This window comes from Spirosoma terrae, from assembly GCF_010435915.1.
Classification (GTDB): domain Bacteria; phylum Bacteroidota; class Bacteroidia; order Cytophagales; family Spirosomataceae; genus Spirosoma; species Spirosoma terrae.
This window is the reverse complement of the sequence record NZ_JAAFZH010000009.1, coordinates 1-16,874: the sequence shown is the minus strand read 5'-3', so window position 1 is coordinate 16,874 and position 16,874 is coordinate 1. Positions and strand designations below refer to the sequence as shown.

The following is a 16,874-nucleotide window of genomic DNA, read 5'->3' as shown; positions in this document are numbered from 1 at the left end:
TAAGGAATATATTTGTTAACTTCTACTCGTTTGGTAGATTAAAAATTAAGTGGTATAAAAAAACTGACTGATTGGGTCAGTCAGTCTATTGTTAGTCAGTAGTTTATAGTGAAATAGCTTCCGTCGTCTATAAGTATATTTTAATCAGGACTAACGGAAAATACTTATGGTGGTAATCTCAAAAGCTCTGCTTGATACGTTCAATAAGCTTTGTAGTAGAATAACCCGGTACGAGCGAAATTGTTTCTACGCGTCCTCCGTGTCCTAACACAAAATCGGCTCCTACAATATTGGCGACCGAATAATCGTCTCCCTTAACAAGTATATCAGGTTGGACTGCTTCAATAAGCTCCAGCGGGGTTGGCTCATCAAACAGTGTAACGGCATCGACAAATTCAAGCGCAGCCATTAAACGCGCTCGTGCGTACTCATTGACAACCGGACGTAGCGGCCCTTTTATGCAACTAACCGACGCATCGGTATTAAGGCCAAGAATCAGGCGATCCCCTAAATTCCGGGCCTTTTCCAGATAATCGATATGCCCAAGGTGGACAATATCGAAGCAACCGTTGGTAAAAACAAGCTGCTTGCCTTCCGCATGCCAGCGCTCGGCCTGTTGAATGGCCTGATCGCGGGTGAGAATTTTGGACTCAGTCATGTAAGAATAGTGAGCGTAATTTATCGCTCCAGTTTAATCGCGTTAGGGTCGTCAAGTACGTCGGCCAGTTCAGTCGTTTTATTGCGACGTAGCAAGACAACCAGTAGGCTTAATACGCCCAGAATAATAACCATCATAGTGGACACACCATGAATGAACGTAGCGAGAACCTGACCATCCTGACTGGTTAGGCCGTATAACAAAGCAACCTGACCAACCAGTAAATGGAATGAGCCAATACCGCCCGGCGTGGGGGCTGCCATGCCTAGTGAACCAACGACCAGAATGGTTAATCCGGCCAACGGACCTAGATCCGACGTAGCAGGCATGGCAAAAAAGAGCGTATAGGACATGAAGTAATACATCGTCCAGATCAGCACCGTATGGAATATGAAAGCGCCCGGCCGACGTAGTTTACGAACGCTCAACAGCCCTTGCAATAAACCCGCTAAAAAGCTAGATACTTTTTGATAAAGTGGGTGTTTGCCGAGGGCTTCGCGATACCGATTAAACAAAAACCAGGCGAGTAGTGCAACCCCTAACAAGGCGACAACGGCCATGATGATTAGCCCAGAGCTACTCGATCCTTTAGGTAGCTTACCACCCAGAAAATCCATGAAAAACTGGCTCAGGCGATTAAATTCCAGTACAAACGTAGCTGCCAGCAACAGTAGCAGCATCAGCAAGTCGAATAGTCGCTCTGCTACTACGGTGCCAAAGCTAACATTAACGGGTACGCCGGTCAGTCGGTAGAGAGTACCGCAACGAGCCACTTCGCCGGCTCGGGGTAAAGCCATATTCGCCAGATAACCGGTCAAAACGCTAACTGTTGTATCGAGTGAGGACGGGCGTTGGGGAACGACTGGTTCCAGCAGCGTACGCCATCGTTCGGCGCGGCTCCAGTGGGCCACCAGGGTCAGGACGGACGATAGTAGTATCCATCGATAATCGGCCGTGCTGATTTTTTTCCATAAATCATCGGGGTCCAGATGGCTTTGCTGAAAAGTAAACCATAATAAGCCACCAGCCAGTGCCAGAGAAATAACGTATTGGAAAACGTTCTTTACATTCATATTGCAAAAGTAAGGAGTAAAAACAAGAAGGATGAAAAGGAGAATCAGTCCGTATTGATTTCTATCTCCTTTTCATCCTTCCTTCTATCCAGCGGTCGGGCAACCTGTTAAACCTTCACAAGCTGATTACTGCCGTCGGGGAAAACAACGGTAGGTTTATAGGTTTTTGCTTCTTCGGGCGTCATCATGGCATAGGCGATGATGATGATAATGTCGCCGACCTGCGCTTTTCGTGCTGCGGCTCCATTCAGGCAGATGATGCCTGAACCTCGTTCGCCTTTGATGACGTACGTAATGAGCCGCTCGCCGTTGTTATTGTTGACAATATGTACTTGCTCGTTTTCGAACAATCCGGCAGCATCCATCAGATCTTCGTCGATGGTAATACTGCCGACGTAATTCAGCTCCGCCTGTGTGACTTTGACACGATGGAGCTTGGATTTTAATACGTTGACAAACATGATTATTAAAATAATGCCATTAGCCAGAGTAAGTAATACGTGCCAATAGCAATCGGGAAACAGCCGCCAGTATGTGTTGGTTCCTATTTGTGGGCTGCCTGTTGGGGGATAAACGTAATGCCACAACGGTTGGTCATGGCATTATGTCAGCGAAGGCTAGGGCGTTAATTAATACGTAGCCATTTCGGGTTCAATGTCTCGGGCCCATGCATCGATACCGCCATCGAGGTTATACAGATTGGTCATTCCTTCCTGAGCGTAGAGGTAATTGACTACGTTGGCCGATCGAATGCCGTGATGGCAATAGATAACTACTGGTCGGTCGGTCGGAATTCGTTTCCGATTATTGGGGATCATACTGACCGGAATCAGTACTGAGCCTTCGAGATGGCACAGATCATATTCTGGCCGTTCGCGAACGTCGAGTAAGAATATTTCTTCGCCTAGAGCCAACCGGTCAGACAATTCCTGCACCGATATTTTTTGTGGACCTACTGCTACGGTCGATGAGCGGTACCCCGAGGCTAACCCTTGCCGGGCCAGTTCTTCGGCATCGGCGCGACGTTTGGTTTTGATACGTTGCTGGGTCATCGCCAGAAGGTCAATCATCAGCAAGTGTTCATTTAATGATTGCCCAATACCCGTAATTAGTTTGATTACTTCGTTGGCCTGATACGTTCCGATAACGCCAGGCAGCACGCCCAGCACGCCCGTAACGCTGCAGTTTGGAATTTCTATATCGTTGGGGTATTCAGGAAATAGGCAACGATACGTTGGCCCACGCTGGCCATTTTCCAGCGCTGCGTTCAGGACAGCTACCTGTCCTTCAAAACGATGGATTGCTCCGTAAACGAAGGGCTTTTTAAGGAACACACATACATCATTGACCAGATAGCGAACCTTAAAGTTATCGGTGCAGTCAACGACGATGTCATAGGCTTCGATAATACCTCTGGCATTGTTAATGTCCAGCGCCATCGTATACGTATCGAATGAAATATCGGGATTGAGCCGATTCAGATGGTTAACAGCGGCTTTGGCTTTGGGCTTACCAACCTCATCGGTATTATAAAGTATCTGACGCTGAAGATTGCTAAGGTCAATTACGTCAGGATCGATCACGCCGATGGTGCCAACGCCAGCCGCTGTCAGGTACTGTAATACGGGGCATCCCAATCCGCCCGCTCCAACTACCAAAACACGAGCATTCTTGAGTTTTAATTGACCGGCTGTACCGATTTCTGGTAAGTTTAAATGCTTCTGATAGCGTTGTTTTTCAGTAGGTACTAACGTTGTGGCTTCCATGGTGTCAGGTGCTAAGCAACTCCCAAAGAGTATGCTTTATTCCAACAGATTTTAATAGATTAAAATTGCGCCTAGTTAAAAGCTTTTACTCCGAAAACGTAGTGCGCCTTTGACATAAGCATAAATCGGCCTTCAAATTCGACAACGAATTGGTAGTAAAGAGTTTATCCGCTTTATGTTCTGAGCTATAAAAAAATAGGCCTTTTAGTGTTAAAAGGCCTATCAATATACGCAGAAAGCGCCAGAAATAGTATATAACTTACCTGTAAAATCAGCGCGCTCTAACGCTAATACTAGCCTCATCGTCCTCGCCGTTGGTATAGCCATTACCCGGTGTAGAATCTGAGTCGGGTTGGTTAACACTGAAGATTTGAACCTGTGCTGTACCCCCAGTACCCGCTTGTAACGGTATATTGATAGTGGCAGAACCATCGACCGCAATGGAACTTATAGTTGCTGACACGAGCTGTCCACTAATAGTCAGTCCACTTGAGTTCGTTACCTGCCAGCTCCCAGGCAGTAGTAGCCGTACAACAGCATTGGTAGCGGTTAAGCCCCCTCGGTTTTTGACCGTAACAGTTAGTGTTAGGGAAACATTTGCTGCTACAGTTAATTGACTGGCTGTTACGTCTAAACTAAGATCGGCTTTGGTGGGGTCGGCAGGGGGTTGGCTAGATGCTACCGGTGGGAGCGGAGTTTGGTTAGGGTTGGGAGAAACCACCAGCGGACCTACTGCATCGGGAGTACGCATATCAACCATACTGGCATCGTCCTGACCATCGCCGGTGCCACTGTTGGGTTGGCTGTCTGGGTCCTGGAGCTGGCTTTCGGTGATTTGAGCGGCTGTAAAAAACGTACCCGCCTGGGTAGCCTTCATGCGGAACGTGTAGGGTATTGTCTGACCAACCGATATTGAACCTGCGTTGAGTGTTACAGCATTCCCGCTTGCCGTAATTCCCGGATTGGGCGAATCAACGAATTCGACATTAGGGGGTAATAGGCTTTGTGCTCGAACACCAGTAGCTGGCTGCGGGCCGTCGTTGGTTATGGTAAGGGTTACTGAAACAATTTGATTGAGTGTGGGCACCCGATTGTCAACCTGCATGCCCATCGACAAATCGGCCAGGCTACTGCAAATCGTTAAGGGTGAGCTTGGCATACCAACCACCGCCGGATTACTGCCGATAGCTCGGATGCGATACGTATTGCTGGCCAGTAAGTTGGCTGGAATAGTGGCCATTACCGGGCTGTTGTTACCGCTGCCGATGGTTGTTGGGCTAGTAAACGAGCCTGCGGGATCAGACAACTGAATCGTAAACGTATTGCCGTTATTGACAGCGCCTTCGCTGATATTGATGTAAACTGGAAATGTGCCCGTAACACAGGGTGTCGGTAAGCCGTCAGCTGTCAGGATAGGAGCAACTGTACCGATTGGTTCCATGGCATAGTACAAGATGTTACGTCCGTCGATGGGCGTTACGTCGAACCACAAGCCAGTTCCGGAATCGCCCTGCCGACGTACCGAGAATCGATAACGACCCGGCGCAACACCGCCAACACCAAATGCAGCAGGTGGATAATTTCTGATATAGTTAAAATCGGCAAATTCTAAATAATCGGGAAATTGTTCTTTGGGCCCCGCCAGATTCCACCCTGAATCACTAAAACTGCCTCCATCGATACGTTGTATACGAATCTCAACGGGTGCCGTGGCCCGAACCATGCTAAAGAAACCGTGGCTGCCTGCTTCGTAGCGGTAGCCAAACCGTTGGATTACAGGATCATCGGTTCCGCCCTGTACGGTCAGCAATGTGGCTGATTGTGGCCCGGTAGAAGCGGCTGACTGTTGTACCTGAAATGCTTCGCCCAGGGTTCCGAGTGTAATAGGATGGGTTGAGCGCGTTCGCATACGATACTGACCATCGGGCAGATTGGCGGGTAACGTAACCATGATCGGATTGCTGTTCGTGGCCGGCGATTCATAAACCAACTGGTTATTATCGGCGCGGAGAATTTGAGCAACGTACTGGTTATCATTTTCGTGGGCGTCGGAACGTAGCGAGGCAACCTGAATTGTTTCGCCAGGTCGTCGGGTTAGAGGCAATGTATAGCCACTGGTAATTAGAGTCGCTTCGTTGTTTGGCGAAAAAGGAACCGAATTGGCGAAGAAAGCAGTATTTAGACATTGCTCCCAGGTGTTGATAAAGCGATAGAGACCTTCCCCGTACAAATGGATATTGTCGGGGCGGTTCGCAGAGCCAACAATACTATCAGTGGCTGGTCCGGCAAATACATTGGGAACCTGAGCAATAAGCTGGTTCTGAGCGGCAATTACGGGAGGACTCGTATTTCCCAGTATGTACGAAGCCCGCGAAACCATCCAGGCTAACTGATTAAAACCTGTTTGCTGGCGCGATTTATTTATAACGTACTGAATATTATTGAAATAGGTTTCTGTACTGGTCGAAAGGTCACTTTCTCCCTGATGCCACAGAACGGCCCGCACGCCCGTGCGCGAGGCATAGTGCATTAATGTAAGGCCCAGGCGTCTGTAAACCGACGAATTAAGTGTGTTCCCAAGGTTTCCCGCTGCCGATTGTTGCCATTCGGCACTTGATGTTCCCCCCAGGGCAGCTCCCAGGAACATAACCGGTGCGTTCAACCGTCGGACGAGCCGGTCGCCTAAGACCCCCCAAAGATGAGGGGGCTGACTAGGACCGATGTTACTGCCATAGCTAACATTACTAAATCGAAAGGGCAACAGGTATTCGTCAATCATGGTCTGACGAAAATCGAGGCACGAAACCCGATCCTCCTGGGAGTTAGGCACTCGCTCAAAACCCCCATAGGCATTCGATTGGCCCGCGATTATAAATACTTCGCCTACACCGACCCGATTAACTTTGGTTTCGGCCAGGATGGTCGATCCGGTTTTGGCTCTGACATCCAGCCGGTAGTATCCTTTCTTGACGGTGATCGTTCCTCGATAGGTAGTCGATGACGGTAAGAACGATAAAGATAACCAGGCCGTGATTTCACCCTGCCCTACGGCCATGGGTACAAAACGGGCCTCAACACTAGTTGCGTTTGATGGGGCCTGACCTGTAACAACTATATTGGCTACATCCAGTTGGTTCCGTTGATAAACAATTCGGGGAACGGGGCTGGTAACGGTAAGTTGAGAAAAACCCAACACTGGCCACCAGAGTAGAAATAAAATAGCAAATGTCCTAATGCAACTGGACATGGTTATTGATGTGGTTTTAGGGGGAGTGGATGAAACTCGCAAACAGTGTTGTTGCGAAGGTTGAACTAGCTGATTATGATCTAGTTATGTATGGGGTTTGGCATAATAATTGGTTTATATATGACAAAAGCACTGATTTATCGTTTAAGCTGTGTTTTTGGCACGCTTTGCGATAAATCAGTGCTTTATGTCGCACAAATATCGTTCCTATTACACTCAAAACACGAATAGAATAGGTTATTTTAACGCATACGTAGCGCTACATTGGCTTCGTCTTTTTCGCCATTATTGAAACCATTGCCCAGTACAGAACCGGCGTTGATTTCGTTGCAACTGACAATCTGCCCTTGTAACAACCCTTCATTGGAAACCTGGATGGCTACGTCGGTGGAGATACTACCCAGTGAGGGAATTGTGCTAATCAACAACGTAGCGTTTTGCCCGGTAATTTGCAGGCCACTGGCCGGGTTGGTTTGCCATCCCGTAGGCAGCGCTAACTGAACCGAAACATTAGTTGCGGTTTTACCTCCTTTATTCTGGACAATCAGGGTGAAAATTACCGTATCACTGGGTTTAGGGACTAATTGGCTCGAAACAACAGACAGACCTAAATCAACTTTATTAGGATCAGGAATAGGTTGGCTGCTTACTACGTTCGGTAGGGGCGTTTGATTAGGGTTCGCTGACGTGAACAAACGCATCGACGCATCATTGCCTACCCGTATATCGGTGGTAGCCATATCGTCCTGACCGTCGCCGGTGCCGCTATCGGGTTGACTATCTGGGTCAAGCGTACTGGCACTTAGCAACTGGGCGGCATTCCAAAAACACCCACTACTGTCAACACGTACCTGATAGGTGTAGGAAATTTCGTCGCCTACCAGCAAGCTATCGGTCGATATAGATACAATGCCATCGGCAGCCGTGACGGCCGAAGATGAACTGTTCAGAAATGTTAATCCTACAGGTAGTCGATTCTGGGCTACTATGGATCGGGAAATTTTGGGCCCTTCGTTACGTACCGTCAGGGTTAAATCAATAGTATCTCCAACATTGACCACTCGCCGGTTTGTTACCATTGATAAAGAAAGATCGGCAGAGTCGGGTAAAACCGTCACGATTACAGTGCCCGATTGAATTCCTGAGCCACAGCTATTGCTGACTCCCTGAATCGTATACGTAGTGCTTTGAGTCGGCGATACGGTAATAACGGCTGGACTTGTGGAGGCCGTTCCTGATTGACCCGACGATAAGGTATAGGACCAGGGCCCACTTCCCGTGAATGAAATGGAAAGCGAAGCGGGTTGGCCAACGTTGACCGACTTATTGCCTGCGCTTAACGTAGCTAGTGGCTCCTGAATGAAAGTGCCAATATTGGCATCCATCCAGTTGAGTCGGTTGGTAAGCCAGGTTTTCAGATAATTGACCTCTGCCTGTAACGTAGCGCCATTATAGGATGGCTGATCATTCCATAGCGACACACCAATAATGGGCCATTTCTGGAAATTACGGGCGTAAGCCCCCTGGCTAAGCGAATCATACTGGTTATCAATGAAAGCCATCAGCGAATCGGTATGCCAGACCGTCTGGCGAAGTTGCCGATAACGGCTTACCACTTTGTGATTATAAGCGCAACAGGACAAAAGTTTTCCCCACCAGAAAGGTACTGGGAAAGCAGGATCGCCGGGGGCCAGGTAGCGCCAGCCTTCATAGCTATTCGTATTGCCATTAAAGGCACTAGTCAGAAAACCGAAGGCCAGGTTAAAATCCCAGACGGGACCTGCCGACAGTTTGCCGCCCTTACTTTCCCGCTCTTTCGAAATAAACGTACTGAATCGATACGCATCGGCATTACTACTAATTTCTTCCAACAGAAAGTAATCAACAAACGTATCGTCTATAATGTATTTAGAGTAGCCGTTCGTCGCATGGCAGCAGGTGCTACTGGCCATCATTGTTTCAAAACTGTTGACGTAATTCTTGATATATGTATACTGCTGGCTAACCAGATTTTTGTCATTAGGGTAGTCGGTCAGCCAGTAGTGTGGTCGATTGCCGCCGGGACTCGAATAAGCCGATTGCCACTGATGCGTTGGATCGAAGTTGCCGCATGATTTATCGATCTTAACAATGTATCCACCCGTAATGGAGTTATTGCCCAGGTCTGTGGGGTCTAATTTGTTGATATTTACCCGATTCGCGTCTCGTTTGATCTTTTCCTGAAAAATAAAAATTCCCTGATAGACGCCATTGATAATAACCTCCACGGGTCGTGTCCGGGAAGCATATCGCCCCGATTTTCTGGACATATGATAGGCCAGTTGATCACGCGCAAAGGTTTTGTCGGTATAAGAAGCATTCAGTATCCAATCACTTTCTTCTGGAAAGCCGAGTAGTGGAACATCAATGGATTCGGTAACGTCAATAGACGAACGAAGCTCTATGCCGAGCTGTTTTTTGGGGAAATTCTGACTGCTACAGCCACGAAATTCAATTTTAGCCTTACCATTATAAGCATTGGGCGTGGCCGATGGCGAATTAATGCCGCTCGAATCGTCTATGATTTGCAGCGTACAGACAATACCTGGTTCGTCATTAATGGTTTGACCTTCCGTATTAATGAGAACAATGGGGAGATTGGTCGTCGTGATGGTTTGTGCACAACCTGATTGCAGGCCAAAATACACTAGTAAACTGATAAAACTAGCCTGTAGCGACCAGTACAGTATACGTCGATTCATAAACAGAGGGGATGTGGATAGTTTGCATTAGTTCAGTTATTGTCTGGTTAAAAAAGCATCTACAAAATATACAGTTGACTTACTAGAAGGCAAGTAGCGTTATTAACCGGTCTGTGGCTTTTTACTAAGAATTAAATAATCTCGGTTTTTGGTAGCTATAGGTATTATCTAGGTATTATTCATTGTTTTTGGTTGCATTTGATGAGCTTCGAATGCTTCTCTCTGTTCTTCTACGTTTCAGTCGAGCAACCTGCTTCTTGCCACATTTCTGATAGGAACGGAAGAAAGCCGTTTAGAAAAACTATACTTGTAGCTAATAATGCTATCGGTAAATATGAGCTATCTGATAAGAGCCCTTTCGATCGTCTTAGTAATCAGCTTGTATGGCTTTGCGGAATTGCCAGACCATCAGATCCATCGAAAAGACGTACTGGTTCAACAAGCCAATTCGCGGCCCAATATTGTTCTAATTGTTGCTGATGATCATGGGCAGGAAGCGGTGGGTTGCTACGGTAATGCAGCCGTAAGGACGCCACACATTGATCAGTTAGCGGCCGACGGAACCCGTTTTACGAATGCATTCTGCACGTCGGCCAGTTGTAGTCCTAGTCGCTCGGTCTTACTGACTGGATTACATAATCACGCAAATGGAATGTATGGATTAGAACATCAGATTCACCATTTCAGCTCGTTTGACACGGTTAGGTCGTTGCCTGTTATGCTCGAACAGATTGGTTACCGCACCGCGAGGATTGGTAAGCTGCACGTAGCGCCTGAAAAAGTCTATCATTTTCAGCAGGTGTTGCAGGCAGGGAGCGTCAATAACCCTACATCGATCGGGCGGAGCCCCGTAGAGATGGCACGCTTATGCTATGACTTCATTAACGAAAAATCAGACCAGCCCTTCTTTCTATATTTTGCGTCTGATGATCCACACCGTAGTAACACCGTTGCTGCCGACGGAAATCCCATTTTTGATGGAACGAAACCTAATTTGTTTGGCAACAAACCCGGTGGTTATCCGCAAGTTGGCGACCATTTCTATCAACCCCGCGACGTTCGGGTTCCGGCTTATCTGCCAGATTCCAAAGCCTGCCGGGCTGAGCTAGCTCAATACTACGAATCGATCAGCCGAATTGATCAGGGAGTAGGCCGATTGATTGACTATCTGAAAGATGCAGGAAAGTACGACAATACCATCATTATCTATCTTTCCGACAATGGGGCACCGTTCCCGGGCGCTAAAACAACTCTGTATGAGCCCGGTATGAAACTACCCTGTATTGTTAAATTGCCGAAACCAGCAAAGCGCGGGTTTGTGCAACATGCCATGATCTCATGGACAGACGTAACGCCGACCTTGCTGGATGTTGCCGGTGTTTCCAACATAGCACGGCAGGGGCGTTCATTCAAGAACATTGTTGAGCAAGACAACGTAACGGGGTGGGATGATGTGTATGGATCACATTCATTACACGAAATAACCATGTATTATCCGATGCGGGTTTTGCGCGAACGTCGGTATAAGTTGATTAACAACCTAGCCCATCAACTGCCTTTTCCGATGGCTCTTGATCTCTATAATTCGTATACCTGGCAGGACGTATTGAAACGGAAAGAGAAATTGTACGGGAAACGTAGCGTAGCGGCCTATCTGAAACGACCCAAATTTGAGCTGTACGATTTGCAGGCTGACCCCGACGAACTAAAGAACCTGGCTACGAATCCAGCGCATCAGGCTACGTTGAAACGGATGCAGGAAAAACTAAAGCGATTTCAACAGCAGACCCGCGATCCTTGGGTAGCTATGTAGCGTGGACCTCTGGTCCGCGTAGCCGTAGGCTAATAATGCTAGTTGCAAAATCAGCCTACGGCTACGCGGACCGGAGGTCCGCGCTACAGGCAACTTATTTCGCTAGGGTTGCGATTTTCAACTCATCAAGTTGTTTGCCGGAAATTGTCGATGGCGAATCAATCATTACGTCGCGACCCGAGTTGTTTTTCGGGAAAGCAATAAAATCACGGATCGAGTCGGCCCCGCCAAACAGAGAACACAACCGGTCGAACCCGAATGCAATACCACCATGCGGAGGAGCGCCGTATTCGAAAGCATCCATCAGGAAGCCGAACTGAGCCTTCGCTTCTTCGTCCGAGAAGCCCAGGATACTGAACATACGAGCCTGCAAATCGCGGTTAAAAATCCGGATTGAGCCACCGCCCACTTCTGTACCGTTGATGACCAGATCGTAGGCATTCGCCCGAACAGCACCCAAATCGCTTTCCAGCAATGGAATATCTTCCGGTTTGGGCGATGTGAACGGATGGTGCATAGCAAACCAGCGTTGTTCTTCTTCGCCATATTCCAGTAATGGGAAGTCGAGTACCCACAACGTACTGAATACGTTTGGATCGCGTAGACCCAACCGGCTACCCATCTCCAGCCGTAATTCATTGAGTTGTTTGCGCGCTTTAGCGGCATCACCCGAAATAATCAGCATCAGATCGCCGGGTTTGGCACCAAAATGAGCCGCCCATGCTTTCAGATCCTCTTCAGAATAGAATTTATCGACCGACGATTTTAATGTACCCGGTTCGCCGTCGCGATCTTCGTTATAGCGAACATAAATCAGGCCTTTGGCGCCGATTTGCGGGCGTTTGATCCAGTCGGTTAGCTCGTCAAGTTGTTTGCGTGTATACGAAGCACAGCCAGGCACGTTGATACCGACAACGATTTCGGCGGAGTCGAACACACCGAAGCCTTTGCCCGATGTCATATCGACCGTATCGAACGTGCCTTTTAGTTCAACGAATTGCATACCAAAGCGAGTATCGGGCTTATCGGAACCATAGAGCCGCATGGCATCGGCGTACGTCATCCGCGGAACTTCGGCCAGATCGATACCCTTCACGGCTTTGAACAGATGACGTACCAACCCTTCGAACATGTTTAGAATATCTTCCTGCTCCACAAACGACATTTCGCAGTCGATCTGTGTAAACTCAGGCTGACGGTCGGCCCGAAGGTCTTCGTCGCGGAAACACTTGACAATCTGATAGTAACGGTCAAAACCCGATACCATCAATAACTGCTTGAATGTTTGTGGCGATTGGGGCAGGGCATAAAATTCGCCCGGATTCATGCGGCTGGGAACCACAAAATCTCTGGCACCTTCGGGGGTAGACTTGATCAGAACCGGCGTTTCAACCTCAATAAAGTTCTGCCCGTCCATGTAAAGGCGAGTTTGCTGAGCCATTCGATGGCGCAATTCAAGATTCCGCCGAACGGGATTTCGACGCAGATCGAGGTAGCGATATTTCATCCGAAGGTCGTCACCGCCATCGGTTTCGTCGTCAATCAGGAACGGAGGAAGTTTGGCTGGATTCAGAACGTCCAGAGTCGTAACCTTGATCTCAATATCGCCAGTTGGTAAGTTGGGATTCTTCGACTTCCGTTCAATAACTGTTCCGGAGGCTTTCAGAACAAATTCGCGACCCAGCGAACGTGCGGTCGCGAACAGCTCGGCCGACGATTGACCGTCTTCGAGCAACAATTGCGTAATGCCATAGCGGTCGCGCAGATCGATCCACAGTACGCCACCTTTATCGCGAATGGTTTGGACCCAGCCGGTCAATACGACCGTATTATTAACATCAGAAAGGCGGAGTTCTCCGCAGGTATGCGTTCGAAGCATAGGTAAAGAGCGAAAGAGTGAAAGAATGAAAACGCTGTTGTATTTAATAGTAACCGGGCTCCATTCTTTGAATTCTGCCGCAAAGGTACGGACTATGAAGCAATGGACAACGTAATCTCTACAACATACAATTGCCTCTTAACCCTTAAATCCCCTAAAGGGGACTTTATTAACTGGCGAGTAAAGTTCCCTTTAGGGGATTTAGGGGTGACTAGAACTACTTAGTACGTCTTTAAGACTAACGCTGTAGAGAACAAGGCAAATGGCAAGTGATATGTTTTATGGAGCCTCTTCTCAACTGTTTGAGAATGCTAAAAAACTTCGGGAAGCGATGACGCCTGCTGAGCTGTTGCTTTGGGAAGAACTGCGAACTAACAAGCTGAAAGGGTTTCGCTTTAAAGCACAACATCCGATTTCATACTTTATAGCTGATTTTTATTGTCACGCGGCCAAATTAGTTGTTGAACTTGATGGAAGTGTGCATGATTCGAGCGATCAGCAGGAATATGACGCTAACCGCACATATATACTTGAAGAATTTGGCCTTACTGTAATTCGTTTCCGAAATGAAGAAGTTATAGGAAATAAAGAAAATGTATTGAGAAAGATCGCTGAATTTCTGTCAAATATAAAATAGTCTGAAACCCCTAAATCCCCTAAAGGGGACTTTGTTCGCTCGGGAGCAAAGTCCCCTTTAGGGGATTTAGGGGTTATGTATTATTTCCGGTAGTCCAGAGCGGGCTTCCGGTCGCCGAGCAGCGCTTCGTATTTGAAATCGGCTCCGCGTTTCTGATTCCATTCGACGCGGGCCTTCTCAATGAGCGCCGGGGTTTTATACAGATCAAGCGCTGTCATGGCCAGCGTTTTAGCCGCTACGATCATCCCTTTCTGACCGATACTCATGCCGCTAGCCGCTGTTGACTGCCAGCTGTGTGCCGATGAACCCGGAACCCACGTAGCGGTCGATAAACCCACGGTTGGAACGGCCCAGCTTACGTCGCCTACATCGGTTGAGCCACCGCTGGTTGGACTACCCGATGCATCCCGGAAATCTTTGACTACGGCCGCATCTTCGATCGGTACTTTTCTGTCGAACGTTTCGCTGATTTTCTTCGCAAAAGCCGTTTCTTCAGGGGTGTAGTTGACACCACCTACCGTTTTCAGATTCTGGTGCATCACTTCGGCCAGCGTTACGTTTGGCAACAGATCATAAACGCCACCCAGAACTTCCCACTCTACTTTTGTGCCAGTACCTTTAGCGGCTCCTTCTGCCGCATTTTCGATCCGTTTCCAGACACTTTGCACGATGGCTCTGTCCTGATGGCGGGCATAGTAATATACCTCAGCAAAAGCAGGCACTACATTCGGCGCTTCGCCACCTTTCGTAATAACGTAATGGATACGGGTATCGGAGGGAATATGCTCACGCATCATGTTGACCATCATGTTCATTGCTTCAACGCCGTCCAGCGCCGAGCGGCCACGCTCCGGCGATGCCGCTGCGTGAGCGGCAATTCCACGGAAACGGAATTTCGCATTTTTATTGGCCAGCGACGTGCCCGCATCGGCCGCGTTGGCCGCTCCCGGATGCCAGTGTAGTGCTACGTCGACATCGTTAAACAAACCTTCACGAACCATATACACCTTGGCCGAGCCGCCCTCTTCGGCTGGGCAGCCAAATATCTTAATAGTGCCTGAATGCCCCGATTTCTTCAACCATTCTTTCACTTCAACGGCGGCCGCCACCGACGCCGTTCCGAATAGATTGTGGCCGCATCCGTGGCCGCCTTTCTGTCCGGCGATAGGTGTAAATTCTGGTTTTGCTTCCGTAGCCAAACCGGGTAAGGCGTCATACTCGCCAAGAATCCCAATCACCGGTTTCCCCGAACCATACGTAGCAACGAAAGCCGTTGGGATACCCGCCACGCCTGTCTGCACTTCAAAACCCTCTTTCTTTAGCTGTTCTTCCAGCAGTGCTGAGCTTTTCTCTTCCAGGTAACCCAATTCGGCAAAATCCCAGATTTGTTTCGAAATTCCGGCATATTCAGGGAATCGTTTATCCAGATTCGAGATGATTGTTTTTTTGTCAGCGTCTACGGCGGGGGCAACGGCTTTCTTTGCCTTGGGTTGGGCTACCGCTAGCAATGGCAACAGAAGTGCCGTTGTAAGAAATGTAGTTTTCATGGTATTGTATTCTGACGATTAGGTTGTAAGCCGATAAAAATACGGCAAAAAGAGAAATCTATCACTTATTCTTAATCAATTTCGGTTAGAGTTAGCCACTTATTATATTGGCTTAGTTATTTGAGAGTTTAGCTGAATACTATGAATACGCAATGGCTGAAACTGCGCCCTTATGATGGCGATCAGAAGAAAGCATTTGAAGAGTTGGTTTGCCAATTGGCCGATTCTGAACCAATTGGAAATCGTGTACAATTTATTAGAGTTGCCGCTCCGGATGGCGGAAAGGAAGCCTACTGTACCTTGTCAACTGACGAGGAATATGGCTGGCAAGCAAAGTTTTTTACTTCAATGAGTGAAACTCAATGGCGCCAATTAGATGAATCTATTGAAACTGTCCTAAATAAGCATCCTAAATTAATTCGTTATTATATCTGCACGCCACTGGACCGTGAAGACCCCCGAATTGATAAGCAGCGGTGGTTTATGGATAAGTGGAATGAGCGAGTGGAAAAATGGCAAGGCTTAGCTCAACGCACGAACCGTACGGTTGATTTTATATACTGGGGTAACTATGAGTTATTTGACCGCTTAAGTCGACCTATCAATGTGGGACGGTCTAGTTTCTGGTTTCAGGAGACTGAACTATCGGAAGAATGGTTTACTCGTCGGTTAGGTGAAAGTATTTGTCATCTTGGTAATCGATATACCCCAGAAGTCGATTTCCAATTACCTATTGCCAAAGTGTTTCATGGTTTAGCCCGAGATACTCACTTTTTAGTCCGCTGGTCTGAGGAGTTTAATCAATTTAAGATTACCGCTTATAAAGCCATCCATCAACTGCATGTTCAAGATCAACGCGTAAATGAGCTGGGAGATATATTTAAACAACATTTAACTCTACTGAATCAGTTTGAGGAAATCAACCGGCCTTATCGTTTATCGATTGTTAATCGGGAAGTAATCATCGATGCGTTCAATCAGCTTTTAAGTTGTGTGAATGATATTATAAGCCGATTTTATGAATTGAACAGAATCGCAAAGGAAAAGAAGAAAGCATCAGGACAATATGACAGTGAATATTCTAATTCTTATGGATGGGATATTGAGAAATTTCGTGAGGTCAGTAGTAGCATTCATAAATATCGCGAGTACATCAATAGCTTAGAAGTGCAAGCCGCAAATTCTCCCGCCATATTGTTATCCGGCGATGCTGGGATGGGGAAATCACATTTGTTAGCTGATATTGCTCAAAAGCGTAAAGAAGAAAATCTACCAACAGTTCTTGTATTAGGTCAGCACTTTACAACGACAGATGAGCCTTGGACACAGATACTACGTCAATTACATTTATCGTGCAATCGCGATACCTTTCTAGCAACGCTTAACAGTTATGGAGAAACGCTTGGATCGCGGGTACTGCTTTGTATTGACGCTATCAATGAGGGACAAGGTCTATATGTCTGGGGAGAATACATTCGAGGTTTCCTATTTGAAGTTGCCCATTACCCTTGGA

Annotated in this window: 11 protein-coding genes; 3 read left to right on the top strand and 8 right to left on the bottom strand. The window is 47.6% G+C overall.

Going from position 1 to position 16,874, the window contains the following annotated elements; translation table 11 throughout:
* Positions 1-178: 178 nt before the first annotated feature.
* From rfaE2 to GK108_RS18730, 6 genes are all read right to left on the bottom strand, one after another.
* A complete protein-coding gene (rfaE2, locus tag GK108_RS18755; protein ID WP_163951912.1) occupies positions 179-658 on the bottom strand; it encodes a D-glycero-beta-D-manno-heptose 1-phosphate adenylyltransferase in 480 nt (159 codons plus the stop codon).
* 20 nt (positions 659-678) lie between these two features.
* Positions 679-1,731, bottom strand: coding sequence for a lysylphosphatidylglycerol synthase transmembrane domain-containing protein (locus GK108_RS18750; protein WP_163951910.1), 1,053 nt, complete (start codon positions 1,729-1,731; stop codon positions 679-681).
* A 107-nt stretch (positions 1,732-1,838) separates the two neighbouring features.
* Positions 1,839-2,192 (bottom strand): aspartate 1-decarboxylase, encoded by a 354-nt coding sequence (gene panD, locus GK108_RS18745; RefSeq protein WP_163951908.1) that lies wholly within the window; start codon positions 2,190-2,192, stop codon positions 1,839-1,841.
* A 168-nt stretch (positions 2,193-2,360) separates the two neighbouring features.
* Complete coding sequence (moeB, locus tag GK108_RS18740; protein ID WP_163951905.1) at positions 2,361-3,497, bottom strand: molybdopterin-synthase adenylyltransferase MoeB; 1,137 nt, start codon at positions 3,495-3,497, stop codon at positions 2,361-2,363.
* A gap of 271 nt (positions 3,498-3,768) precedes the next feature.
* Positions 3,769-6,744: a sialate O-acetylesterase gene (locus tag GK108_RS18735; RefSeq protein ID WP_163951903.1), complete on the bottom strand. Its 2,976-nt coding sequence runs from the start codon at positions 6,742-6,744 to the stop codon at positions 3,769-3,771.
* Between the two features lie 242 nt (positions 6,745-6,986).
* Positions 6,987-9,485, bottom strand: a complete 2,499-nt coding sequence (locus GK108_RS18730; protein WP_163951901.1) for a CotH kinase family protein — start codon at positions 9,483-9,485, stop codon at positions 6,987-6,989.
* Between the two features lie 334 nt (positions 9,486-9,819).
* On the opposite strand from GK108_RS18730, the gene GK108_RS18725 reads away from it, so the two are divergent.
* On the top strand, positions 9,820-11,298 hold the full coding sequence (locus tag GK108_RS18725; protein WP_246224982.1) for a sulfatase family protein: 1,479 nt from the start codon (positions 9,820-9,822) through the stop codon (positions 11,296-11,298).
* 94 nt (positions 11,299-11,392) lie between these two features.
* Here GK108_RS18725 and aspS read toward each other — a convergent pair whose 3' ends face one another.
* Complete coding sequence (gene aspS / locus GK108_RS18720; protein ID WP_163951897.1) at positions 11,393-13,177, bottom strand: aspartate--tRNA ligase; 1,785 nt, start codon at positions 13,175-13,177, stop codon at positions 11,393-11,395.
* A gap of 262 nt (positions 13,178-13,439) precedes the next feature.
* Between aspS and GK108_RS18715 the strand changes: the two genes are divergently transcribed.
* Positions 13,440-13,814 (top strand): endonuclease domain-containing protein, encoded by a 375-nt coding sequence (locus tag GK108_RS18715; RefSeq protein WP_163951895.1) that lies wholly within the window; start codon positions 13,440-13,442, stop codon positions 13,812-13,814.
* An 80-nt stretch (positions 13,815-13,894) separates the two neighbouring features.
* On the opposite strand, the gene GK108_RS18710 is transcribed toward GK108_RS18715, so the two are convergent.
* Positions 13,895-15,361: an amidohydrolase gene (locus GK108_RS18710; RefSeq protein WP_163951894.1), complete on the bottom strand. Its 1,467-nt coding sequence runs from the start codon at positions 15,359-15,361 to the stop codon at positions 13,895-13,897.
* A 141-nt stretch (positions 15,362-15,502) separates the two neighbouring features.
* On the opposite strand from GK108_RS18710, the gene GK108_RS18705 reads away from it, so the two are divergent.
* On the top strand, positions 15,503-16,874 hold a 1,372-nt coding region (locus GK108_RS18705; protein ID WP_170305408.1), incomplete at its 3' end, for an ATP-binding protein.